The organism is Aquirufa rosea (assembly GCF_004118285.1).
Classification (GTDB): domain Bacteria; phylum Bacteroidota; class Bacteroidia; order Cytophagales; family Spirosomataceae; genus Aquirufa; species Aquirufa rosea.
The window spans coordinates 286,307-311,427 of record NZ_SDHY01000004.1 but is presented as its reverse complement, the minus strand read 5'-3'; the positions used below and the strand labels follow the sequence as shown (position 1 = coordinate 311,427).

At 40.3% G+C, this 25,121-nt stretch carries 19 protein-coding genes; 6 read left to right on the top strand and 13 right to left on the bottom strand.

Features of this window, described 5'->3' with window-relative positions; all coding sequences use genetic code 11:
* The coding region (locus ESB04_RS08500; RefSeq protein WP_205749493.1) for a T9SS type B sorting domain-containing protein at positions 1-5,032 on the top strand (5,032 nt) is incomplete at its 5' end.
* 173 nt (positions 5,033-5,205) lie between these two features.
* Positions 5,206-5,805 carry a Crp/Fnr family transcriptional regulator gene (locus ESB04_RS08495; protein ID WP_129027301.1) on the top strand — a complete coding sequence of 200 codons (600 nt, stop codon included), beginning with the start codon at positions 5,206-5,208 and terminating at the stop codon, positions 5,803-5,805.
* 287 nt (positions 5,806-6,092) lie between these two features.
* Here the strand turns inward: ESB04_RS08495 and ESB04_RS08490 are convergent, their stop codons facing one another.
* The gene (locus tag ESB04_RS08490; protein ID WP_129027300.1) at positions 6,093-6,968 is read right to left on the bottom strand and encodes a YitT family protein; all 876 of its coding nucleotides are present in this window, start codon (positions 6,966-6,968) and stop codon (positions 6,093-6,095) included.
* 360 nt (positions 6,969-7,328) lie between these two features.
* Here ESB04_RS08490 and ESB04_RS08485 point away from each other — a divergent pair, with 360 nt between their 5' ends.
* From ESB04_RS08485 to ESB04_RS08475, 3 genes are all read left to right on the top strand, one after another.
* The gene (locus ESB04_RS08485) at positions 7,329-7,829 is read left to right on the top strand and encodes a heme-binding domain-containing protein (RefSeq protein WP_129027299.1); all 501 of its coding nucleotides are present in this window, start codon (positions 7,329-7,331) and stop codon (positions 7,827-7,829) included.
* A gap of 142 nt (positions 7,830-7,971) precedes the next feature.
* A complete protein-coding gene (locus ESB04_RS08480) occupies positions 7,972-9,117 on the top strand; it encodes a glycoside hydrolase family 88/105 protein (RefSeq protein ID WP_129027298.1) in 1,146 nt (381 codons plus the stop codon).
* A gap of 4 nt (positions 9,118-9,121) precedes the next feature.
* Positions 9,122-10,834 (top strand): hypothetical protein, encoded by a 1,713-nt coding sequence (locus ESB04_RS08475; protein WP_129027297.1) that lies wholly within the window; start codon positions 9,122-9,124, stop codon positions 10,832-10,834.
* A 49-nt stretch (positions 10,835-10,883) separates the two neighbouring features.
* On the opposite strand, the gene ESB04_RS08470 is transcribed toward ESB04_RS08475, so the two are convergent.
* The 11 genes from ESB04_RS08470 to ESB04_RS08420 form a co-directional block, all read right to left on the bottom strand.
* A complete protein-coding gene (locus ESB04_RS08470) occupies positions 10,884-11,333 on the bottom strand; it encodes a hypothetical protein (RefSeq protein WP_129027296.1) in 450 nt (149 codons plus the stop codon).
* An 81-nt stretch (positions 11,334-11,414) separates the two neighbouring features.
* The gene (locus tag ESB04_RS08465; protein ID WP_129027295.1) at positions 11,415-12,410 is read right to left on the bottom strand and encodes a GRP family sugar transporter; all 996 of its coding nucleotides are present in this window, start codon (positions 12,408-12,410) and stop codon (positions 11,415-11,417) included.
* 17 nt (positions 12,411-12,427) lie between these two features.
* Complete coding sequence (locus ESB04_RS08460; RefSeq protein WP_129027294.1) at positions 12,428-13,972, bottom strand: ADP-ribosylglycohydrolase family protein; 1,545 nt, start codon at positions 13,970-13,972, stop codon at positions 12,428-12,430.
* Positions 13,973-13,976: 4 nt separating this feature from the next.
* Positions 13,977-14,924: a nucleoside hydrolase gene (locus tag ESB04_RS08455; protein WP_129027293.1), complete on the bottom strand. Its 948-nt coding sequence runs from the start codon at positions 14,922-14,924 to the stop codon at positions 13,977-13,979.
* Positions 14,921-15,817, bottom strand: a complete 897-nt coding sequence (gene rbsK, locus ESB04_RS08450) for a ribokinase (RefSeq protein ID WP_129027292.1) — start codon at positions 15,815-15,817, stop codon at positions 14,921-14,923. The genes ESB04_RS08455 and rbsK overlap by 4 nt, the downstream gene beginning before the upstream one ends.
* Complete coding sequence (locus tag ESB04_RS08445; protein WP_129027291.1) at positions 15,817-17,013, bottom strand: Gfo/Idh/MocA family protein; 1,197 nt, start codon at positions 17,011-17,013, stop codon at positions 15,817-15,819. Before ESB04_RS08445 ends, rbsK begins: the two co-directional genes overlap by 1 nt.
* Position 17,014: 1 nt before the next feature.
* Complete coding sequence (locus ESB04_RS08440; protein ID WP_129027290.1) at positions 17,015-17,830, bottom strand: phytanoyl-CoA dioxygenase family protein; 816 nt, start codon at positions 17,828-17,830, stop codon at positions 17,015-17,017.
* A 107-nt stretch (positions 17,831-17,937) separates the two neighbouring features.
* The gene (locus tag ESB04_RS08435) at positions 17,938-19,596 is read right to left on the bottom strand and encodes an amidase (protein WP_129027289.1); all 1,659 of its coding nucleotides are present in this window, start codon (positions 19,594-19,596) and stop codon (positions 17,938-17,940) included.
* A 268-nt stretch (positions 19,597-19,864) separates the two neighbouring features.
* Positions 19,865-20,854, bottom strand: coding sequence for an aldo/keto reductase (locus tag ESB04_RS08430; RefSeq protein WP_129027288.1), 990 nt, complete (start codon positions 20,852-20,854; stop codon positions 19,865-19,867).
* Between the two features lie 3 nt (positions 20,855-20,857).
* Positions 20,858-21,640: a TauD/TfdA family dioxygenase gene (locus tag ESB04_RS08425; RefSeq protein ID WP_129027287.1), complete on the bottom strand. Its 783-nt coding sequence runs from the start codon at positions 21,638-21,640 to the stop codon at positions 20,858-20,860.
* Between the two features lie 125 nt (positions 21,641-21,765).
* The gene (locus ESB04_RS08420; protein WP_235832204.1) at positions 21,766-22,626 is read right to left on the bottom strand and encodes a polysaccharide deacetylase family protein; all 861 of its coding nucleotides are present in this window, start codon (positions 22,624-22,626) and stop codon (positions 21,766-21,768) included.
* A gap of 79 nt (positions 22,627-22,705) precedes the next feature.
* On the opposite strand from ESB04_RS08420, the gene ESB04_RS12625 reads away from it, so the two are divergent.
* Entirely contained in the window at positions 22,706-24,265 is a 1,560-nt protein-coding gene (locus ESB04_RS12625) for an Atu1372/SO_1960 family protein (protein WP_129027286.1), read from the top strand.
* Here ESB04_RS12625 and ESB04_RS08410 read toward each other — a convergent pair.
* A complete protein-coding gene (locus ESB04_RS08410; protein WP_129027285.1) occupies positions 24,262-25,083 on the bottom strand; it encodes a sterol desaturase family protein in 822 nt (273 codons plus the stop codon). The two genes, ESB04_RS12625 and ESB04_RS08410, sit on opposite strands and share 4 nt — an antisense overlap.
* Positions 25,084-25,121 lie beyond the last annotated feature (38 nt).

Sequence of the window (25,121 nt, the reverse complement as noted above, 5' to 3'; positions counted from 1 at the left end):
AAGCAGTGCAGTAACCATTTCGGGTGTAACCTACACCAAGGCAGAAACAGGAGTTGAATTAACCGCTACTGGTTCAGGTTCAGGTAATGTAAGTGGTAAAACAGGCAATTCCAATGCATTTACCGTAGTAGCTGGAGCAGCTAGCAAATACATCGTAACAAGCAGCTCTTCTTCTCCTACCGCTGGGGGTACCGTAACCATCACCGCTCAATTAGTCGATGCCAACAATAACCCAGTAAGCACTTCGGGTAAAACCATCACTTGGTCCAAGAGCGATGCCAATGGTTCTTTCTCTTCGGCAACTAGTACAACCGATGCCAACGGTACTGCTACTGTAACATTTACTTCACATACAGTTTCTGGTACTACGACTACCATTACGGCCACTGATAATACTAGCTTAACGGGTACTACTTCTAACATTACTACCGGTGTAGGTACGGCTTCTAAATTAGTTGTTTCTAACATCGGGCAACAAACTGCTGGCACCGGGTTCAGCGTTACAGTAACATTAACAGATGATAATGGTAATGCTGTCAATGCCACAGCCAATGGTACAGTGACCTTGACTCGTAAAACAGGAACAGGTACATTAGGTGGTACTTTAACAGGTACCATCACTTCGGGAAGTAGTGCAGTAACCATTTCGGGTGTTACCTACACCAAGGCAGAAACAGGGGTAGAATTAACCGCTACTGGTTCGGGTTCAGGTAATGTAAATGGTAAAACAGGCAATTCCAATGCCTTTGCTGTAGTGGCTGGTAGTGCTAACCGCTTTATCATCTCGAACATTGCAGACATGATAGCCAATAGCACATTCTCTGCTACTGCTACCTTAGTGGATGCCAATAATAATCTAGTAAATGCTGATGCGACTACCACTGTTACCTTTAGTGTAAAAACAGGAACAGGTAATTTGGGAGGTACAGTGAGTGGAACTTTGGCCAGTGGAAGTTCCAGTATTACCATCAGTGGGATTACCTATGATAAGGTAGAAACTGGGGTAGAAATAAAGGCAACTGGTACTAGCTCAGGTAATACCAATGGTAAAATTGGTAATTCCAACGCCTTTGCTGTAAGTGCAGGAACGGGTTCAAAAATCAAATTAAGTACAATTAACAACTATGTTGCAGGTACTGATCAAACGATCACCGCTACCTTAACGGATGATAATAACAACGCTGTTTTAGCTACTGCCAACACTACCATCACCATTACAGTTAAAACAGGTACTGGAACCATTGCAGGAACTTATACTGGAACCATTTTATCGGGAACAAGCTCAATCACCATTTCAGGTTTAAAATACAATAAAGCCGAATCAGGTATAGTTTTACGTGCCACTGGTTCAGGTGCGGGTTCCAATGCAAATGGTAAAGTGGGAGATAGTAATGCCTTTACAGTGAGCCCTGGTCCACTTTATCGCTTTTTCATTACAGGTTTAACACGGCAGGAGGCTGGTACTGCCCAAACAATCACTATTCTTGCCTATGACCAATATAATAATGTAGTTCCAACCATAGCTGGAGTCAAGCCGATTACTTTCACGGGTGCTACTGCTGCTTCTGATACCTATAAGCCAAGTGTAGGTCCTACAAATGTGAACACAAGTTCTAATAGTGGTGGTGTTATCGTGCTAAATCAAACAGCTAAAAAAACTACTAGCTCTTCACCAACCATAGTGAACATCAATGCCACGGCAACAGGGAACACAGTAGTACAAACCCCTGGATCCAACAACATTAGTTTAAATTCCACTTTGAGTACAATGACGGAGTTTGGAAGTACCGTAAATCTAACCTTCACCAACGGTACAGCTAGTGCAAGTATTATTTTATATAAAGCGGAAACAGCTACTATTTCGGCAACCGATGGAACCATTAATACTCCAAAAGAAGGGGAACTACAAGTGGAAGTAGTGCATTCTACATTCACCAAATTAGAAGTAACCTTAGCACCGCAGCAAATCGTTGGACAACCATTGGTTGGTACTTTGAAAGCTCTAGACCAATATGGTAATGTGGTGACGAATTTTGATGCATCGCAAAACAACATTACCATAGTTGTGAATAATTTAACAGGCAGTGTAACAGGTCTTTCTGGTACCATTAAATTAGCTAGTTCAAACGACTTTGTGAATGGAGTAGCAGACTTCTCTCTTTTAGGAATTACCTATCAAGGAGGATCTGGTAGCGGAGGATTTACCTTCACTCCAAGTACGGGAACTGGTACAAAAGCTGAAAATATTGTTGTCGTGGCAGACGACACTGATGGCGATGGGGTGACTGATGACAATGAAGAGAAAGATGGAACGGATAAAAATGATCCTTGCTCATATTTATTAGCTAGCCAAGTAATCTCCAAAACTACCCAAGCTTGGAAAGATGCAGACTGTGATGGAGATGGTACGTCAAACGGATATGATACCGCACCATTGAACTCCTGTGTAGGAGGTATTCCAGGTTTCGTACCTGCTAAAGGATCTGCAGGATACCAACGCTACTTTATGGGAGATTGTGATGGGGATGGCATTACCAACGACATGGAGTGCTACGGTGGATACACAGGTACCGGCAATTGCCAAGACTTCGACAGTGACGGTATTCCAAATTATCAAGATCCAGATTCTGATGGAGATGGTATTTTAGACATCATTGAAAAGAATATTGACTCCGATGGAGATGGTGATGCCAATTACTTAGATCTAGATTCGGACAATGATGGTATCCTTGACTCTATGGAAAGAACTGTAGATACCGACGGCGACGGTACTCCAAATTATTTGGATATGGATTCTGACAATGACGGAATCATGGATGCTTGGGAAGCTACTAACAGTTCTCGCGGGGTTATTGATAGCAATTATGATGGCCGGGTAGACATCAATGGTTCTTTACCAGATGCCAATGGAAATGGTTTGGCTGATTTCCTTGAATCCAATCCAGCTCCAATTCCAGATACAGATAAGGATGGAACTCCTGATTATCTAGATGTGGATTCTGATGGAGATGGTATCAACGATAGCGTTGAACTTACAGGAGACCCTGATAAAGACGGTAAACCAAACTACAGAGATAAAGATTCAGATGGAGATTGGTTAGGTGACTCCGACGAACGTGATCGGGATAATGATGGAGATGGTATTTCCAATTACCTTGATTTAGACTCTGATGGAGATGGTATTCTAGATGCATGGGAAGGTAAAAACAAGTGCGCTACTTGTGAAAATAAAATGGATGATAATGACGATGGCTGGGATGATCGTGGACAATATGTGGCGGTCATTGATACCGACAAAGACGGATCTCCTGACTTCTTAGACTTAGATTCAGATAATGATTGTATAGCCGATAAACTTGAACTAGGAGGGGATATGGATGGTGATGATATCCCTAATTTCCGTGACTTAGACTCAGATGGAGATAGAATACCCGATAAAGTAGAGAGTGTAACTTGCGATAATCCTATAGATACAGATAAAGATGGCATTCGAGATTTTGAAGATCTTGACGCTGACGGGGACGGAATTCCGGATGCCATTGAAGCAGGAAGCAATCCAAGTGAACCATTAGATTCTGACAAAGATGGATTAGCAAATTACCGTGATACCGATTCTGATGGAGATGGTATATTGGATAAATATGAAGCAGGTGCTAATCCTAAAAATCCTATTGATACGGATAAAGATGGCATAGCTGATTACTTAGATCTTGACTCAGATGGAGATAGTATTCCTGACCGAATTGAGGGTGGTGGAGTAGGCTTCAAACCATTAGACAGTGATAAAGATGGTATTGAGGACTATCTTGATTTAGATTCTGATAATGATGGTATTCCTGATAAGGTTGAGGTGGGTATCAGTGGCTCTAACCCAATAGATACTGACCAAGATGGATATTTCGATTTCAGAGATACAGATTCGGACGGTGATGGCATTTCTGATAAGTTTGAGGCAGGTAATGATCCAAATAATCCAGTGGATACCGACAAAGATGGTAAACCAGATTACTTGGATACTGATTCTGACAATGATAGTATTTTGGATCTTTTGGAATTAGGTTCTGATGCCAATAAACCATTAGATTCTGATGAAGACGGAATTCCCAATTACCGGGATACTGATTCAGACAATGATACCATATTGGATAGCCTTGAAGTTGGAAATGATCCAATGGTTCCATCTGATTTTGATAAAGATGGTATACCAGATTATATGGATGTGGACTCTGATAATGACACTATTCCTGATAAAGTAGAAGTAGGGCCAAATCCTGCTACACCATATGATACAGACAAAGATGGTATGTTTGATTTCCGTGATCTAGATTCTGACAATGATTCCATTCCTGACAAAGTGGAAGCTGGAGCGGATCCAAACAAACCTATCGATACTGATAAAGATGGTATTCCAGATTACCGCGATTTAGATAGTGATAATGATGGCATTCCTGATATCATTGAAGTAGGGAAAAATCCTAATAATCCTGTGGATACTGATCGAGATGGCCTTCCAGATTTCCGCGATTTAGATAGTGATAACGATGGTACCCCAGATAGTGCTGGCGCTGGAAGTAGCTTGTTCAGCCCATTAGATACCGATAAAGATGGAATCTATGATTATCTAGACCCAGATGATGATAACGATGGCATACCAGATCTTTTGGAGGATGATTTAAATTATGGAGCTATGCCAGACTGTGATAAAGATGGTATACCAAATCGTTTAGATCCTGATACTTGTAACACCTTTGTGCCACAAGGTATATCTCCTAATGGGGATGGATTAAATGACAAATTGATCATTCCTGGAATATTCAATTACCAGAATAGATTGTCCATCTATAATCGCTGGGGTGATTTAGTTTTCGAGATTGAAAATTATAAAAACGATTGGGGTGGAGAAAGCTCTCCTAACAATCTATTTACCTTAGATAAAAAACTCCCTGATGGGGTTTACTATTACATTGTTGATTTCTTTGGTGCTAAACCAAATATCTCATCTTATGTATTTATCAATAGAACCTCTAATTAGAGAGTAAGGATTTCATCAATCAAAAAAAAACGAGGGCTCATGGTCCTCGTTTTTTTATTTATGGAAAAATCTGTTCAAATCTTTTTTTATTTAGAATAATTAGTTCTTACTTTAAAACAGTTTGCTTTTAAAGTACTGTAGATTTTAAAAAACCTATACGGTCCATTGATAATATGAGCCATCCTACTCCTAAAAATTTATACAGTCTCATTTTTTTTAATTCCATCATTCCCATCTCTAAGGACCTGAAGGACTACTTCTCTGCCCACATGAGAAGCTATAATTTCAAAAAGGGTGAAATGATTTGTCAGGCAGGAGAACCCTTCCATGAATTACATTTGATTAAAAAAGGACTAGTAAGAGGGTTTTATAAGCACGGAAGCAAAGAGATTACACAATGGGTAGATTGGGAAAATCATGTATTCACCTCCGTTTCAGGCTTTTTCATGAGAACTCCTTGTAAAGAAAACATTCAGGCTTTGGAGGCCACCCAAACAGAAGCATTACATTACGATGATTTACAATACTGTTTGAAACACTTTCCAGACATGTCAATCATCTATCGATCCTTGTTCGAATTCTACCTTGTCTCAGCTGAAGAAAGGGTGTATATTTCCCGAATACCCAATGCTAAAGAACGGTATGAGGCTTTTTTACAATCAGGATACGCGGAAAGTATCAACAGAATACCGAATAAATACATCGCTGAATTTTTAGGAATGAGACCTGAAACATTTAGTCGTTTAGCCCAAGAATACGCTCATAAAAGTTGATTTGACCTAGACCTGATCTTGACATTTGTCATGAAGCACATACATTTTTTAGACTATTTGAATGTGATTCAAAACATAAAATATAATTTTGATCAGCAAACACGGACTACTCCGTGTTCCGGACTTGCTCCGTGTTCTTCATGACAAACGAAAAAGGAGTTTCTTTCTGTTTTTGATTCGTTCAAAATAGTAAGTTTATTCCTTTTTTTATGGCCCAAAAAAAGGTATTTAAAAATCTTCCAAAGATCCTGACTTCGAACAATTAGCCATAAAACAGAAGCATCCTGTTAATGCTTTAATGGGCGTTGTTTTATCATACCACCTTTGGTATCCTTAACGCTAGACATCACCACAAAAGCATCCTTATCAATTTGCTCAATGGCATTATTCAATCGATTTAACTCCAATCGGGTAACAATCGTATATACTATATCGACATGCTCTGATTCACCCTTTTTCCCATACCCTTTCTTTCCAGAATATACGGTAAATCCTCTACCCAATTCTTTTTGAATCATATCTTTGATTGCGCCATGTCTGGTAGAAATAATGGTAACTCCCATATATTCTTCAAAACCTTCAAGGAAAAAATCCAGTGTTTTAGAGGCTGATAAATATGTCACCATGGAATAGAGAGCTATTTCCACCGATAAAAAATAGGTTGCGGCCAAAAATATGCAGGCATTCAATCCAATGATGATATCCCCAATAGTGGTCCCCAAACGCTTACTTAAATAAATGGCTAAAACCTCGGTTCCATCAATCACCGCTCCCCCACGAATAGTTAATCCAATTCCCGCTCCTAGAAAAAAGCCACCAAAAAGAGCCACCAATAAATTATCACTCGTCACATCTGGAAAGGGAATAAAGGCCACCACAGCCGCTAGACCCGAAATAGCAAAGGCTGTTTTAATGGCAAAAGTCCTACCCATTACCCGCAATCCCAAAAGGACAAAAGGAATATTGATGATGATCAATAAAAAAGCAAGTGGCAATTTCGTAACGTTCGTCAACAATAAAGAGATACCTGTAGCTCCACCATCAATGAAATGATTCGTCAATAAAAACCCTTTAAAACCAAATGAAGCAGAAAAAATACCTGTAATAATGAGCAGGATATCCTTTAAAAATGAATTATTTCTATTTATGTTTTTATTTGGCATATGAAAATGTCATTTGGGGTTGTCATGGTAATCTAAGAAAAATCCCTGGATTTGGCACACCAAATTGATCTTAAATCTGTATCCAATGAATGATTCCTTTTAATTGAATAGACATGGGGTCATTTTAATTACTGTATTTATTAATTTAGCCAAATATCTAAATTTGTCAACTTCTCGACACAAACCGATTAACAGAAAATCCAGAGAAATTTATGAATTGACAACGTACCTAGGGACATATTATTCTCTCAGGCATGCACAAAATAGTAAAAGATTTAAGCACCTACCGTATTTTAAAAAGAAAACAATGCTTAAATTCATTAAATAAAAATTTAGGCCACATATTTATCCCTAAAATTCATGAAAAAGAAAATCCTCTTAGCCCTAATTATCATCTTAGTTGGGATTCAATTCATTCACCAGGAAAAAAATGAATCCAATGATGAGACCTATTCCATCTCGACTAAATACCTAGTCCCAGAAAATGTGAATCAAATCCTGAAAGTAGCTTGCAACGACTGCCATTCCAATAAAAGTACCTACCCTTGGTATTCCAATTTCCAACCCGTTGGCTTTTTCTTAACACACCACATCAATGATGGGAAAAAGCATTTGAACCTGTCAAGTTTTACCAAATTACCTATCGCGGTGCAGAATCATAAGCTGGAAGAAATCGTTGAAACAGTGGAGGAAAAAGAAATGCCACTAGAATCTTACACCTACTTTGGCCTACATAAAGAAGCCAATCTAAGCCAAGAACAAAGAGAAGTGTTAATTAGCTGGGCAAAGGCACAAATGGATAGTCTCAAAGCTCATTATCCTGCGGATAGTTTGGTCATGAAAAAAAGAAAGAAATCCTAACAATCTATCTCATATAACTATTTATATAGTTTGTTAAACAGAATTAAGGATTTAAATAATTATATTGATGGGAAAATGTTGGAGAATTAATCCAACATTTTCCCTTTTTTATGCTCTAAACCTTTTAAACGATGATTAAGCGATGAGAAGAATTGTATTCCTCAGCATTTTCTTTTACCTAACTTTTTCCAGCACGCAAGCGCAAACTTGGATAGATTCCCTAGATCGATACGGTCGAGAAGTTTATATGCCCGCTGAAAAATATACATGGGATTGGGGACAGGCGACATTTCTTAATTCATTGATTCATTTGTACGAAACAAAACCTACCGATGAGAAGTACAAATACCTGCAGTATATCCGAACAGCCATGGATAAAACCTACGATGTGGCTAACGGAAAACATCCAAATGCTATTGCATCAGGAATTGGAATGGCATTTTTGGCTCGTGTCACTAAAGAGGAAAAATACAAACTAAAAGCACAGGCCATTTATCAAGATTACCTCAATGCCCCAAGATCAAAAAACGGCGGAATTTCCCATAGAACAGAAACCGTAGAGTTATGGGATGATACAGTCTATATGCTCCAAATGTTTCTCATGGAAATGTACCGCGCCACCGGAGAGGAAAAATATTTGGCCCATGTTTACAGCCAAATTAAATCTCATAGCCAATCACTCGCTAATCCCACCACTGGACTTTGGGTACATGCTTTGGATGACGATGACCAAGATTATGATGATGGCTGCAGTGTAGTCGGCTGGCCTGATAAAAAGACTAGAAAAAGTAGTGAATATTGGGGACGTGCCAACGGGTGGGTCGCTATGACTTTAGTGGATGTGCTAAGTAGCATTAGTCCCAAGTCAAACTACTATGAACCACTAAAAAATGAATTCTTAGCCATGATGCATACCTTACCCTCTTTACAAAATAAACAAACAGGGCATTGGTACCAACTCCTGTTATATCCACAAGATGCCAAAAACTGGGAAGAAAGTTCATGTACCGCCATGTTTGCCTATTCCATGGCCAAAGGCATAGAATTAGGAATCCTAAAAGCCCAGGAATATTTACCTTCCATAGATTTAGCCTATCGAGGTCTGAAAAAACACAGCCTTGTTCAACCCAAAGGCCCCTATTTATGTCCAAGCAGAGTCTCAGGCGGAACCTGTGTTGGCATGAAAGATTATTATTATGGCAGGCCCATCGTAGAAGGTCAGGGTTTCGGCATTGGCTCTTTCATCATGTTTGCCCTAGAATACCAAAAAATCTCTCGCCAAAAATAAGCGCATGAAAAGAAGAAAGTTTGTGCATATAGGAGCTATGAGCATGGGAGCTCTATCCTGGACAAATTGGGCCTATGCCAGCCATTTAAAAGAGGAAAAGCCTGCTTGGCTAGTCAAAATCATTCACCAAAATGATCAAGACTTTTCACGTTATGAGGCTCTGAGAATTAGCGAAACCCAACACCGCTATTTGGGTGGTTTCCGAGACGGGGACGATATTCCCAATCCTCAAACCACGGGATATTATATCGTAAAAGTAGCCTGTGCGGTTACCAGTCCAGAGTCTAGCCTTTACCAATCCCAAACACATGTAGAAAAGGCCATACAAGCCTGTCAATGCCTTTTGAAGATGCAACATGCTGATGGGACCATTGATTTATTAAGTACCAATTTTCACTCCACACCAGACACAGCTTTTGTGGTTGAAAAACTGAGTGTAGCCTATCTTTTATTACAAAAAAATAATGCTGATAATCGCTATACTTCCCTCATGAAACCCTTAGAAACATTTTTAAAGCGTTGCGGGGAATCACTGATTGTAGGCGGAATTCACACACCCAATCATCGCTGGGTAGTTTCGGGAGCTTTGGCCCATCTTTACAAAATTTGGCCTGACCCAAGATACAAAGCAAGGGCAGAACAATGGCTCCAAGAGCATATTGACCTAGATCCCGATGGACAATATACCGAAAAAAGTGCGGGTATATATTCTGCCATTATCAACAAAGCCCTCCTAGCCGTTTACCAAGTATTTAAAAAACCAGAACTTCTGGATGTCATTCGAAAAAATCTAGAAATGACTTTGTACTATGTTCATCCTAACATGGAGGTAGTAACTGATGCTTCAAACCGACAAGACAAAGGAGGAATCAGCATGTTTGAGAATTACTATTATGGCTACCGTTACCTGGCTATCCTAGATAAAAATCCTCGCTTTGCGGCAATGTGCCGACTGATTGAAAAAGCTTATTTCCCAAGAATTGGTACACATATTGAAAACTTTCTGGAAGAGCCATTTTTATGGCAAGAATTACCTGAAGGAAACAACATTCCGATCAATTATGTTAAGTCTTTCCCCTACTCTGGCATCCTTAGAATCAGAAGAAATCGATGGGATTCTACCATTCTAGTCAATAATCCCAATTTCTTAACTTTCCAGCATGGAAATGCTACTTTGCAGGGGCTTCGCTTGGCGGCTTCTTTTTTTGGTAAAGGCCAGTTTCAATCCCATGAAATCCAGCAGGATGGAGACACCTGGGTGCTGCAGCAGAAACTAGATGGCCCTTATTTTCAACCGCATCAAAAAGAGCAAATCGCTCCCGATGGAGATTGGGAAAAAATGCCTCGAAGTAATCGGCAGCAAAGTGAAGTTCAATATCTGGAAACCCGAATTCAAATAAAAGAAAGGGATGGAGGATTGATGATTGATATCCACATGAAAGGCACCGATGGTGTGCCGGTAAGTTTGGAATTGATTTTCCGCGGCGATGGCCGTTTCGAAGGTGTTATCCCTAGTGGAAAAGAAAACAATACCTATTTATTGAAAGAACCTGAAGGAAAATACACCCTAGGTGATGATAGCATACGCTTTGGACCAGGTAGAGCTGAGCATAAAAACATTCACCTTAGAGGAGCCTTAGCTTTTGCACAAGCACCTTCGGTTTATATAACAGCATTCACCCCCTTTGCTCATCAATTGTTTTTGAGCTCCAAATAATTTATCAAAGTAAAAATGAATTAATCAGCATATTAATCGCTTAAAAAACTCATGGGGCAAATTCTGCTTTCAACTGAGCTAACTTAGCTTGTAACGCATTAATGGTGTCAATTTTCAATCCTCGGGTGAAGGTGATTTGATGAGATAAAGCCCCATTTTGAACAGCTATCCACTCATCACAACCATCAAAGCAGACGTTACAGGTTTTATATGATAATGAATTAAACTGGGACCAATTAAGCGCCTTCCTAATATCTACCCATTCCTGATCAGACAGTTTCCTAGTTTTGGAAATTTGTGCCTGCATGGATTGACGAGGAATATAATACACATACCTTACTGTTTGGTTCGTAATCTCCAAGGTGTCTATCCCTGAACCCCATCCACAAATGTATCCGGCTTTAATCTTAAGGTCAGATGGGTCTATAAGATCTGTAGAAGAATTTCTACAAGATAAAAAAACCATTCCAATACCAATAAGAAAAATCAAATGCTTCATGCCAGAATAATCTTGTAGGTTATAATACGATGAAGCAATAGGTAAAATTATACCTGGTCCTAACAAATCAACATAAAATCGCTACTTCGCCACAATCAACAATGCCAACCCGACAATATAAAATAATAACATCCAATTAAGCATCATTCGAGTAGAAGGCTTAGCTTGGGCAAATTCCTTCCAAATAAAAATGCCCCAAATTGCCGCTACCACCGTGGCACCTTGACCCAAGCCATAGGACACGGCAGGGCCTGCTTTTTCGGATGCCAAAATACTCAGTGCCATGCCGATAAACCAAATTCCACCTCCTAATATACCCATCAGATGATCTTGAAAAGATCCTTGAAAATACTCTTGAAAGGAAACGGCTTCGCCCGAAAACGGTTTTTTCATCTGCCAAGTATTGAATACGAATGAGCTGGCCATAATACCGACCGAAAATAGAACTAAAGCTGTATAAGGGCTTAACTTACCCATTTCAGGATCAACAAAATTGGTGGCCATGGAAGCTGCCACGTACTTATAAAATAGGCCCATTAAGCATCCACTAATTACCGACAAAATCAATCCTTTGGTGGATAATTTTTCTGCTCCTTCATTCAATTGCTTGTAAGCTCTCGCATTCAAAATAATAGCTAAAGATATCAGCGCAACCCCACCCAATATCAAGAGTGGATTGCCTTGTGGCGAAGCCAAATAATTCACTAAAACACCTAACACCAAAGCAATTCCTATGCCTACCGGGAAGGCCACCGACATGCCAGCAATGGATATGGCAGCTACTAATAAAATGTTAGCAGCATTAAATATTACTCCTCCCAGAAATGCTGAAAAAAGGTTTTCTTGACTTGCTTGGTTTAAATCAGGCATAAAACTTCGTCCTTCATCACCCACACTCCCCAAACTAAAAGCCAATAAAATTGACGAAATCAAAATACCCAAAGCATAGTCCCAATAGAACAATTCGAAACGCCAATGACTGCTAGCGAGCTTTTGGGTGTTTGCCCAAGAACCCCAACAAAGCATGGTGACCACGCATAATAAAACCGCTGTTAGGTAATCATCAATGATGAACATAGAAGTAGGATTTAGATTTATTTCAAATTACCCAATCGATAAAAATGAGTATCTGTTACTCGCTTGGATGGTGCATCATAGACAATCACATCCATCATTTTAAGCTCAAGTCCCTCCACTGGATTTAACAGTTTCAAACGTACCCGATGTTTACCTGGAAACAAATCGTAATTCCAAGTTAATTCATGTCGGCGCGTCGTAAAGGCCGTAGGCAAAAGCGCCTTCTCCATCAGTTTACCATCCACATATACTTCCATTTCAAAGGTATGACTAGAATTAGATGCCCATTTCGCCGTTTCACCCCTTAAAACAAATCCCTTCCCTGTAAACTCAAATTGGTATTCATCTTTTAGTGTTTTGCCCACGCCGATTTTCTGCGTTGGATATACTCCATCAAAACTCTTCTCAAATGCCACGGTCTTGGGCGCCTCCTGTGGAATATATACCTGATCTCCAACAATCTTTCCTCCATTCCTCTGAATGTTTTGCAATGCATGCTTAAAACCAATACTGTATACATCAGATAAGGAGGTACTTGTGTATTTAAAATCGATATCCTCCGCTTCCTTTAACCCTTGTTTCCAATAAGCCGGTATCTTATCATAACCTAACATGGTACCTAAAATTCCTCCCGCTGAGGAAGGATTACAGTCGGCATCCTGCCCACAGCGTGTCGTGATTTCCATGGTTTTGCTAAAGTCTCCCTGGCCATACAATAGACCTATCACCACATAAGCAGAATTTACTGTCGCATCTATATTAAACGGTGCGAAAACCCCATCTGGGCAACCAATATCTTGTGCCCATTTTTTCTGCACTTCTAACCAAGTTTTGGTCCAGTCGCTAGGGTATTGTTTGTGCCAACGAACCACATCAGAAATGCATTGATAATAAGCACTTTGCTTTGGAATGGTTTTTAATGCCTCTTGGATAATGTAAGGAATATTGTTCGAAACAAATGCCAAAGTATAACAGGCGCCCAAAAATACTCCGCCATAATAGCCATCGCCATAATTCATGATATGGCCAATTTTATCTGAAATTTTAGACGCGACATTGGGCATTCCGGGCGACATTAATCCTGCAAAATCACATTCAATTTGATAATCAATGCAATCCGCATGAGGATTGTTTTTCCAATGCCCCGAGGCTGGAGCAGCCATCCCATGTAAAATATTGTACCTCCCCGCTTGATTCGCATGCCAAAGGGCATAGCCTGCTTCTGCATAGGCTTTCGCATGTGAACTAATGGGTGCATCCAATCCCTCGCGGTCAAACACCTCTACGAATGTCAAATCCATATATAAATCATCGTAAAGACCCGCATTTTCTAACATGGTCTTTTTCAGGTATCCATCGTACCAAGGAATGGGTTGATAAGCATCAATCATGGTACCATTGTATCGGAATTCCATGGGTCCACCAAAAGTCACTCCGATAGTCTGCCCGGCCCAACCTCCTTTGATTTTATCTTGAAGAGTCTGCTTAGAAAGCACGAAGTTCTTGGACTGCGACCAAGCCACGGCAGGTATAAAAAGTAGAAGTAAACACAGTTTTTTCATCGTTTTAGGGTTTTTTAGCAAATGATTGTTTCAAATAATGATTCATCAAAATCTTCAACACTTTCGCTTCTTGGATTTTTATCCCAACCACCGCATTGGGCTTAGCCTGAGTACTACGCGTATAACCTTGATCATCCACCATAATATTCCTTTTTTCTGTTTGAAATAAATCGGGATGCAATAACATCGCAATGGCAACTGGATCAAACAAGGTGGGCGTTTCATGCCCCCAAAGTCGGTAAAGCTCCGTTAAGGCATTCGTCAATGGTGTATTTTTCTCCTTCAAAATCCGACGATTCTCTGCCGAAAGTTTCACTTGTGAAGTCACATCCGTTCCCGCATAGGTAATGGAAGTGCCAGATTGCACAAATTGCTTAGAGGCGGGAATATCAACCTTGACATTCCATTCAGCATCAATAGGTTTTTTCTGATTATAACCCACATCAAATGACCCAAACATGGCATAAATATGCTTTGCTTTCTGCAAAATCTTAGGGTCTTTTTGTATGATATCAGCGAAATTGGTCACAGGTCCTACCGAAAATATGACCACTTCATTGGGGTATTTTTTAATTTGTTCCATGATAAAATCTGCCGCAGGTTTCGACTGGGGTTTTAATTTTTCAAATCCTTTTGCCCATGAAAATTGATCAGCGTACCAATTAGCTCTTTTGTCGACATGCGACGTATTTCTCCCTATGTAAACGGGAATGTGTTCCTGACCCGTCTCATACAACATCTTTAATGCCAAACGGGCACGATCATCTGTTCTTCCGTAACAAGTAGTAATTCCTAAAATTTCTAACTTATCCTGTTGGGTCAACAAATAAGCCAAAGCATAGGCATCGTCAATATCATCTCCTAAATCACAGTCAAAAATGACTTTCTGTTTCTTAGTCTGAGCCGTTAGAAACATAGGGATGCATAAAAAGAGTAATAGGAGTTTTTTCATAATTGTTCTCGTCTGGGCATGGAGGCTTGTGCGCCTAATTGGGTAACTGAAATGGCAGCGGCTCGACAAGCAAAAGCTATGGCTTGTTCAAAATCTTGGCCTTCTGAAAGTGCAACAACCAAAGCTCCATTGAAACAATCTCCAGCAGCGGTGCTATCCACAGCCACAACCTGCTGGGCAAGTATGTGCCCCGAACTTTCCTTTGTTTTCCAATAAGCTCCTTGTGAACCACGTGTAATCACCACTCGTTTAACTCCTCGAGAAAGAAAATAGTCTGATGCCTGTATCAAACTAGCCTCATCCACCGGTTGGATTCCTGTCAGAAACTCGGTTTCCGTTTCGTTGGGAGTAATGATATCTAGATCGGCATACAACGATTCTGGCAATTCACAAGCAGGGGCAGGATTTAACACGACAGATAAACCCGCTTGTTTAGCTTGTTGAACCGAATAAATGACAGTTTCCAAGGGTATTTCTAATTGCAACAATATGCAATTCCCTGGCTGAAAGAGCGAAACAGCCGCTTTTATGTCTTGAGGCATTAAATGGGCATTTGCTCCTGAGGCAACTGTAATGCTATTTTCGCCATGCGTATCTACATTAATGAGTGCAATACCCGAAGGATGTAAATCATCCTGAAAGATAAATTGACCATGTATTCCTTCTTGGGCGAATTGTTTTAAAGCGCTTTCTCCAAATACATCTTTACCCACTTTGGTAATAAAATAGGTTTCTCCACCTAATCGGGCAGCAGCCACTGCCTGATTAGCTCCTTTGCCACCGGGATTCATAAAAAATGTTCCACCTAAGACCGTTTCTCCAGGGGCAGGAAGTCGGTCCGACTGGATAACCATGTCCGTGTTAGAACTACCTATGACAATGATTTTAGCCATTATACCCAAGTTTCTTTTTCAATAATTTCCCCAGTAGCTTTCACTTTCAGGATGACTTTTTTGTCGCCATTAGGCAATATTTCATCCTTGATAAACCAATGATCTGCATCAAATTCTTGATATACAGAGGGCTTGCTTAGACCCACTTGTCCACGCCATTCCGGTAATTGTACAGGCTCCCATAATTTGGTTTTTGCTGATCTATAAGCTGCATCAATGATAGCATTCACGACATAACCATCATAAAAGGTTTCCATGGGACTTTCTCCCTTTTCATAGGCATCAAACATGTCGGTGAACATATTCGTGTATCCCAATTCATGCGCCTCATCTCCTACGGGAAACTGCCAACCTGAATCACTCTCTGCTTTTTCAGCTACATAGGATTTACCAGCACCCGAGGTAAACATTTCAAAACCCGTTCTTAAAAATGAATTTACCCAAATGGTTCCTTCGGTTCCCATGACCTCATCGCGTAAGTCCATGCCTCCACGGAAAGTCCAAGAAACCTCAAATTGACCAATCGCCCCATTTTCATATTTCACTAAACCGATGGCATGATCCTCTGCATCAATCGGTTTAACTTGGGTATCAGCCCAGCACATCACTTCCACGGGTTTAACATCCTTTCCAATGAAATTACGAGCAATTTCAATGCAATGACAGCCTAAATCAAGCACCGCACCTCCTCCTGCTTTTTGAATATCCCAGAACCAGTCGGAATGTGGACCAGGATGTGTTTCTCTAGATTTGGCCCATAGAATACGTCCCAAAGCACCCGATTGTACCGTTTTTAATGATTTCAAAAATTTCGGGGTATAGCAAAGGTCTTCCAAATAACCCGCAAATATTCCCGCTTTTTCACAAGCTTGAGTCATTCGTAAAGCCTCTTCCGCTGTTCGGCCAAGAGGTTTGGTACAAAGCACTGCCTTCTTATGTTTGACACATAAATTAACCGCCTCTTCATGCAGGTAATTGGGTAAGGCGATCACAACAAATTCACTGTTTGGATGCGCAATAGCCTCCTCCATTTGGGTAGTAAAATGCGGAACTTGATAATCTTTCGCAAAGCGAATAGCTGTTTCCTCTCTTCGGGCATACACTACGCTTACTTGGTCCTTACCTCTACGACCCGTTAGGGAATCGGCATAAAACCTTCCAATAAATCCACCACCTAGAATACAAACTTGAGCCATCTTATTTTAAATCTTGTAAGGTTATTTCTTTGTCTTTACTCAAAAAATCTGCTTGTGTAACGGTCCGTTGGCCACTGGCCAAAAGAGCAGTATCATCGACCACCTGAACGGGTTCAATACAGGAAGTATGCTTTTCTCTAAAAGGCTTATTGTAGGATAAATTATAGGCAGAAATGACAGACCAGCGAGCCTTATCCGATAAATTTGCCTCCGAGCGATGCAAAATATTGCTATGGAAAAACAAGACATCACCCGCTTTCAATTCACAGTAAACTAGTTCCGAAACCTTTTCAGCTTCCCTCACAAAGTCCATGTCAGCCCCCTGCTGCTCCCCGGCAAATAGATGCTCAAAACGTTGCATTTTATGGGTTCCTTTGAGTACCTGCAAACAACCATTTTCAATGGTGGCATCCGTGAGGGCAACCATCACCGAAATCATGGCCTCTGGAAAAAGAAAGCCATTTTTATACCAGTATCCATAATCTTGATGCCATTCCCAAGAACCGCCTACATGGGGTTCTTTTTGCATGACTTTGGAATGAAAATGACAAACCTCACCTTCCCCTAATAAGCTTTGCACCCCTTCCACCAAACGTCTACTCCTCGACATCAACCCGAAGGAATCATCGCCAGCCGTGAACCATAAAGTAAGTTTAGTTTTTTTGCCGGATTGGTCATTGAGGTCAAATGCTTGACTAACAACCGACTGGTCCGTTGCCACGGCATATAATAAATCAATTTCCTCTTGAGAAAATAGCTTAGGTACAATCAAGTAACCATCTCGATGGTATGCCTGTTTTTGTAGATCAGTAATCATAAGTTTAGAATAGAATAGGCTAATATAAGTATTTCTCAAAAAAATCTTATTTTATCTACCCTGATTACCAAAAATCATTTCCTGATAAAAAGAAATGAAAAATCCCCCTACTTAAACATCTCGGGATGCATTTCGTCCCAAGGGGTGGCATCTTGATACATTTTAGCTAAAGCCAAAATAGTTGCCTCGTCAAATAAATTCCCCAAAAAACTAATGCTGGTAGGCTTATGTGTTTTTTTATCAAATCCATTCGGGATACAAACCACTGGATGCCCTGTCAAATTCGTAATCGCCAATTGGTTACCAGAGGCTAGGCTTGGACTGATAATTACATCAAAATCTTTGAAGAAGTAATTGACTTGCTGCATCAATAAATATCTATGACGCTGCGCATTGATGTATTCTACGGCAGGGATAAAACGTGCTGTCCTAAACTGATTGGGCCAATCTCCCTTTCTTTGCATGGTTAACTCATCATCGATATTGAAGCGAGTTAATTCATCAAATTGCGCGGCACATTCCGCACCGATGATGATATCCATCATTTGGAAGGGATAAAACTGCTTCTCTGGAAATTCCACAGGCACCAGCTTAGCTCCCAATTTTTTTAATACTTGAAGAACCTGCCATTCGTTGGCAGTAGTATCTTTCAATTTGTCGAAATAGTTTTTTAGGTACCCAATTCTTAACTTTTTAATATCTAATTGATTGGAATAATTAAACGCTGCTTCGGTTGCTGATAAATCTAAACCATCTGTCCCCTTGATTGCCTCAAAAACGATGGCTGCATCTTCAGCATTTCGACAAATAGGACCTATTTTATCCAAACTATAACTCAATGCCATGGCACCGGTTCTACTCACCCGTCCAAAGGTAGGTCGAAGCCCCAAGGCACCACAGGTAGTGGAAGGAGATACGATACTTCCCCAAGTTTCAGTTCCTATGGCAAATGGCACTAAACCTGCCACGGTAGCCGAGGCAGATCCAGCTGAGGAACCAGAAGAACCTAATGCCAAATTCCATGGATTTTTGGTTCTTCCTCCATACCAATAATCGCCCATGGCCAAGGCACCCAAGGTAAATTTGGCAACGAGAACTGCACCTGCAGCTCGTAGCTTTTGATAAACGTAAGCATCTTCATCTATTACTTGTTCCTTGTAAGGAGCAGCACCCCAGGTAGTCTTAGTCCCTTTCACGGCAAAAAGATCTTTCAAACCGTAAGGAATTCCATGCAGCATTCCCCGATATTTCCCTTGGGAAATTTCCTGGTCTGCTTGATGAGCCTGCTCTAAAGCAATGGTTTCCGTTAATGAGATCAAACATTGAAGTGTATCTCCATATTTTTTGATTCGATCTATGTAGAATTGTGTCAACTGCACAGAGCTTATCTTTTTTGTTTTGATTAGCTCAGCTAATTGAGGGATACTATAAAATGCCAAAGATGATTTATTCATGGGCAGTTCTATCCCTGAGGCTTTAGTCCAATAAATAGGCTGTTGATTTTTATTAAGATGTACCTCTGGAAGAAGTACGGTTTGCCATAAGCTTAAAGGAACGGAATTGGGTAAATGTACTCGATGTTGCTCTTGGTAGACAGCCAAATTATCTTGGACATCTGACAGTAGGGTATCTATTTCAGCACCAGTAAAATTAAGATCAAATATTTTGGCAGCGCCTTCCACATCTCTCTTTTGAATTTTTGTATGTTGAGCAAAACCTAAGTGGATAAGTAGAAGTAGCGGAATAGAAAGTACATATTTCATCATATGGCATCTTTAGTTACCATGAAATAAATCAAAATAAGCGAAATAGCACCTTTTCAATCAAAAATTTATCACAAAGCTGATGATATGATGCTTGGAAAACACGAGAATTTTGATGTAGCTTGGGTGGCGGTGGGGATGGTTATTTGAGGATACCAACAATTAGGCAATTGACAATTTGTCGATTAGCAATTGGCAATTAGATTTGTCAACTTTTAAAAAGTTGACAAATCTAATCACTAATCAAATCCGAATCGTTACATCAATAAATCTATTTGCTAGGTTTCCACCAATCAGGGACAGAAGGCACGGCTTGTACAATTCGATCAACCAAATCTTGACCAATTGCCGGTAAATTCGATGCAGACAGATTAGCATGTACTTGTGATACCGATCTAGCTCCAGGAATTACCACCGCGATTTGGGGATTTTGCAAACTAAAACGTAAGGCATTGGCAGATAGTCCACCTGGCAAATCCGCCAAAAAGGCTAGCTTCCTAGCATTTTCCAGCATCCAATTTTTATCTCGATCCGCTAAGTAAGTACGGTAATCATCTTCTCCAAAATGGGGCTCTTCCGTCAACCAGCGATCACTTAAAAATCCAGAACCCAGTGGCACTCGACCAATAATGTCGTAGGCCTCTCGTTGGGGATGATGACTTAATATCTCATCCACCCGACGATCCAAAACATTATAAATTACCTCGATTACAGAGCCAAAACCCGCATCCATCACTCGCTTTGCTCCATAGACACTTTTGGAACTTACTCCATATTGTCGGACTAATCCTTGACGAACCAAATCTTCAAATGGATGGGAATCATAGTTTTCCCAATCAAAGTTGTCCGGCGGACTATGCATCAACAAAACATCGATACAGTCGCGACCTAAACGATCTAAACTAGCTTTTACACTTGCCATCAAATGTTCTACAGAAAAATCTTGTCCAGTAGAACCATCTGGAAGATACACGTTACCAAATTTGGTACAAACGATGACATCTTGAGTAAAATTAGCTGTTCGGAGAGCCTTGCCTACCATCTTTTCAGATAGTCCTTTTCCATAAGAATCAGCCGTATCAATAAATTGAATACCTGACTCCAAAGCAGTCACCAAAATATCTAGTGATTCTTCCTCGTTAATTTCTCCCCAGCCCATAGCCTTACCTTGTACCACATTGGGTCCACCTAATTGCCATGTACCAAGACCTAATTTTTGATGTAAGCGATTGGAAAAGCGGTGTGAGCAAGTTTTTGTCATGTCCTAGGACAATTGAAAATCTGGCTCTAAAATAATCTTTCCTTTGATCAAGCAGCGCTCCCCTTTTTTTGTAGCGAAATATGCATTTCTACCGTGCAAAATACGGTCATCATGGAAAAATGCAGCTTCACCTCGCTCTAATTGAACTGGTAAAACTAAACCTGCATTAATGATCCTAGCCTCTAAAAAATGGTGAAAATCCTCCACTAGTTTAAGCGCTTCAGGTGTATTGTCAACATCAACACAGTAATAGTTCCAATTGGCTAACCAACCTAACTCATCCTGATCTAAAATTTTACGTACTTTTTTATGTCCAGCTTTCTCAAAATTAACCGAAATGGTCATCAATCGATTCAATAAATCATCTTGTCCATCAATTTTCAAACACTCCACCAAATCCGGCAAATCATAAAACGTGGTGGCTCCACCGCGGGCAGCACGGGAAGTACAATAAAAAAACTGCAATGATTTCTCATCTCCTAACTCCACATACGAATCATCTGTATGCAAAGGCTGACGGGTATTACTACTTCTATAACGATCAGGTATAGCGGGATCATAACTAATGTCAATCCAACGATTTTCTTTACGCTCTCCAGTGATTAAATCCTCATCTTCATTAAACGGGGTACCAATGGAATCAGCAAAATTGATATAGAATTGCTCTAAGGGAATAGATAAATTATATCCTGCCAAATGGATAACCTTGTATTGCTTCACCGCTTCTGTTAATTCAGCGATGGTCTCTTGCTCGGTCGTAAAATTAATTTTCTTAAAAAACTTCATAAGTAAAACTTTCAAATGTACTGTAAACTAGACCATTACAAAGGTCCAGTCTCAAAGGTACAAAAATTTGTTTACTGACATTTCTTGCTATAAAGAATAAATTATTTTTGGGTCAATATCCCACCTCAAGGTAATGGCCCCAGATCACGGTAAGAAATGAGCTTAATTCCTAGAGCTTCAATGGCATCCTTTACTTTTTGACTCGTAAAAACATCCGTCACCCCTTGCCTGTCCACAGCAACCCCTTCGTATCCAACATGAGATATCGCCCGTAATTCTGCATCATCTAAACCAGGATGATCCACAAAACAATAGGTTTTCCCTGCCTGTAAGTTGCGTAGCATATTAATAAAACTGTCTATTTTCTGCGCGGAGGTCTCCTTTGGGCCATCATAACTCGCTCGTTCAAAGGGATACAAGGTGTTTTCAAATATCAAATGATACTCTTTGGCCAATTTCTTGGTCAATTGGTTGACTTCATCATTTATTCTAGAACAACCCATGTGGGCAGATATATGACTAATTCGAGGTATCTTCTTTTTAGCCAATTCTATTTGCGCCCTAAATTCCACTTCAATGTCTGCCAAAGAAAATTTATTCTCCACGATAGCTGCACCCGGATAATTTTTATTGGCATATACCATAGGGAAAAAATATCCATCTGAATCCCGAAGACTTTTTGCTTCGGTTAATGGTCTCCATTTCACCTTATCCCACTCACTTGTCAATGCCAAATGAATCCCCACATCAATATTTGGATGTTGTTGAAGCAGCTGAACCGCCTCCGGAAACCAAGGGGAAGGCACAATAACTTCAATGGACGTTTGAATACCCTGAAGGGATGATTGAATCAATGCCAAATTTCCCGAGTGGCTGTAACCCATATCATCACCCCGAACAATTAGTCGAGGTGGCTCAGGTATTTGTGCCAAGGAGGCAAATGTCCAAAATAGCAAAATCCAAACTTTATTCATGATACCCGCCATGGAATTGTAGAAAATTGTAAGGTGAAAAATACCCAAAATTTACGGACATTCGTATCTTGTTTACCCAAAACCTTTACCTATGTTAAATAGCATTACCCTTTTTATCAGTACTCTCTTGATGGGGTCACCCGCAGATTCTACCCAATATCAATTAATAGTTGGCTCCTACACCAAAGCCAAAAATCCTGGAATTGAAGTTTTTGATGTGGATTTAGCCACAGCCAAAACCAAGGCCAATTATGTCAGAGAAAACCCCAATGCTTCTTACCAAGCGCTTTCTTCCGATGGAAATCTATTGTACTCCGTTTCAGAAGAAGGAGGCGGTAAATCTGCCATTAGTGCCTATGCACGAAATGCCAATGGTACCTATACGAAATTAAACTCCAGCCCAACCGTTGGAGATGGCCCCTGTTTTGTAAAATTTCATGAAGCAACCAGAACAGTATATGTGGCCAACTACGGCAGCGGTTCACTGAATGTGTTTAAAACGGGAGAGGACGGTCGACTGTTACCTGCCGCCCAAGCCTTTTTTTATAAGGGTTCTAGTGTCGTTACTGGTAGACAGGACTCACCGCATGCCCACATGGTCGCCATTGCGCCCGATCAAAAAAGTTTATATGTTCCAGATTTAGGTTCTGACAAAATCCATTGGCATAGTATTTTACCCGATGGAACATTGACTGAAAATTATCAATCGATTGCCGTGAATCCCGGAAATGGTCCTAGACATATGATATTCCATCCCAACGGGAATTTAGCCTATGTGATCAATGAATTAAATGGTACCATAGATGTTTTTAAAATCAGCGCTCAAGGCTTGGACAAAATCCAAAACATTGTTTCAGATACCAGCACCAAATTGACGGTGAAAGCTAGTGCCGACATACACATATCACCTAATGGCAAATGGCTCATTAGCTCCAACCGTATTACAAGCGACAATTTGGCCCTCTTTGCCATACAGCCAGATGGCAAATTGAAGTCCATGGGTTACCAAGCTGTAGCCAAAATGCCCCGAAATTTTAGCTATGACCCCAGCGGGAAATGGTTATTTGTGGCTAGTCAGACCGAAAACAGAATTCAAGTTTTTTCTGTCAATCAGCAGACAGGACAATTAAGCGATAGCAAACAAGACATTTCAGTAAGTTCTCCCGTTTGCCTCCTATTCCTCAAAAAACCTGACAGTCCAGAGGAGCGCTTGCAGGCATTAGGAATCCAATTGCTGAAGCCTAGCACTCCGCTAGCCAACTACGTCAAATTTACCCGAGCAGGCAATATCGCTTATTTATCTGGACATTTACCTGAGAAAGCAGATGGTGGTTTTGTTTTAGGTAAGCTAGGCAATAAACTCACAGTAGAAGAAGGTCAGGCAGCAGCGAAATTTGCGGGAATTGCCTTAATATCTACGTTAAAAGGCCAATTGGGCGATTTACGCCGTGTAAAAAGAATCCTAAAAGTAACAGGCTATGTCAATTCCGATCCTAGTTTTACCCAACAGCCCATGGTCATGAACGGATTTTCCGATTTGATGGTGGCAGTATTTGGCGACAAAGGAAAGCATGCTCGCTCAGCGATTGGCGTTAATACCTTGCCTAATAATGCAGCCGTAGAAGTAGAAATGATTGTGGAGCTTTACTAATAGTCTGTTTTAATTTGGGAATTAAATGGTACTCTAAATTGATAACCTAAATCTCCATCTTTTTGGTTATCCAAGACATCTAGTCCATAAGTCAATTCGTTGACTGAAGTAGAATTAAACGTGCCAAAAAGTCTATCCCAAATCGCAAAAATATTTCCATAATTTGAATCTGTCTGAGGACGAGTCACGTGGTGGTGCACTTTATGCATGTTCGGAGAAACTATCACATAACTGATAGCATTGTCCAAAGCCTTTGGCAAAGAAATATTGGCATGATTAAACTGTGAAAGTACTACAGAAGTACTTTGATAAATCATAACTAACCACATGGGAGCGCCACATACCAATACTCCTAACATAGTAAATAAGGCTCGAATGACACTTTCTCCAGGATGATGACGGTTAGCTGTGGTGGTATCTACCATAGTATCCGCATGATGAACCATGTGAAATTTCCACATCACTTTCACTTTATGCTCCGTCCAATGAACAAAATAAGCCCCCACCAAATCCAAGACTAAAAGTCCTACAATCAGGCTTGCCCAATTGCCCATCGGAAACCATTGTAAAATACCAACCTGCTGACTGATAGTCCAATCGCTCAAACGAACTATCCACAGGGCAAAAGCAAAATTCACCACGATGGTGGTAAAGGTAAATAGCAAATTTATCCCAGCATGTTTCCATTTATTGTAGCGAAAAGAAACCAATGGAATGGCATATTCTACCAACCAGAAAAAACTAATTCCACCCGCTAAAATGAGTGCACGATGACTGCTTGGAATATGGTCAAAATAGGAAATAAGGCTTTCTAACATGATGAAGTGATTTTGCTCAATTTGGTGACAAATTATAT

Bases quoted from the DNA above. Each gene is read 5' to 3' on its own strand.
- ESB04_RS08495 (WP_129027301.1), top strand. From the start codon at position 5,206: ATGAGCCATCCTACTCCTAAAAATTTATACAGTCTCATTTTTTTTAAT.
- ESB04_RS08490 (WP_129027300.1), bottom strand. From the start codon at position 6,968: ATGCCAAATAAAAACATAAATAGAAATAATTCATTTTTAAAGGATATC.
- ESB04_RS08485 (WP_129027299.1), top strand. From the start codon at position 7,329: ATGAAAAAGAAAATCCTCTTAGCCCTAATTATCATCTTAGTTGGGATT.
- ESB04_RS08480 (WP_129027298.1), top strand. From the start codon at position 7,972: ATGAGAAGAATTGTATTCCTCAGCATTTTCTTTTACCTAACTTTTTCC.
- ESB04_RS08475 (WP_129027297.1), top strand. From the start codon at position 9,122: ATGAAAAGAAGAAAGTTTGTGCATATAGGAGCTATGAGCATGGGAGCT.
- ESB04_RS08470 (WP_129027296.1), bottom strand. From the start codon at position 11,333: ATGAAGCATTTGATTTTTCTTATTGGTATTGGAATGGTTTTTTTATCT.
- ESB04_RS08465 (WP_129027295.1), bottom strand. From the start codon at position 12,410: ATGTTCATCATTGATGATTACCTAACAGCGGTTTTATTATGCGTGGTC.
- ESB04_RS08460 (WP_129027294.1), bottom strand. From the start codon at position 13,972: ATGAAAAAACTGTGTTTACTTCTACTTTTTATACCTGCCGTGGCTTGG.
- ESB04_RS08455 (WP_129027293.1), bottom strand. From the start codon at position 14,924: ATGAAAAAACTCCTATTACTCTTTTTATGCATCCCTATGTTTCTAACG.
- rbsK (WP_129027292.1), bottom strand. From the start codon at position 15,817: ATGGCTAAAATCATTGTCATAGGTAGTTCTAACACGGACATGGTTATC.
- ESB04_RS08445 (WP_129027291.1), bottom strand. From the start codon at position 17,013: ATGGCTCAAGTTTGTATTCTAGGTGGTGGATTTATTGGAAGGTTTTAT.
- ESB04_RS08440 (WP_129027290.1), bottom strand. From the start codon at position 17,830: ATGATTACTGATCTACAAAAACAGGCATACCATCGAGATGGTTACTTG.
- ESB04_RS08435 (WP_129027289.1), bottom strand. From the start codon at position 19,596: ATGATGAAATATGTACTTTCTATTCCGCTACTTCTACTTATCCACTTA.
- ESB04_RS08430 (WP_129027288.1), bottom strand. From the start codon at position 20,854: ATGACAAAAACTTGCTCACACCGCTTTTCCAATCGCTTACATCAAAAA.
- ESB04_RS08425 (WP_129027287.1), bottom strand. From the start codon at position 21,640: ATGAAGTTTTTTAAGAAAATTAATTTTACGACCGAGCAAGAGACCATC.
- ESB04_RS08420 (WP_235832204.1), bottom strand. From the start codon at position 22,626: ATGGCGGGTATCATGAATAAAGTTTGGATTTTGCTATTTTGGACATTT.
- ESB04_RS12625 (WP_129027286.1), top strand. From the start codon at position 22,706: ATGTTAAATAGCATTACCCTTTTTATCAGTACTCTCTTGATGGGGTCA.
- ESB04_RS08410 (WP_129027285.1), bottom strand. From the start codon at position 25,083: ATGTTAGAAAGCCTTATTTCCTATTTTGACCATATTCCAAGCAGTCAT.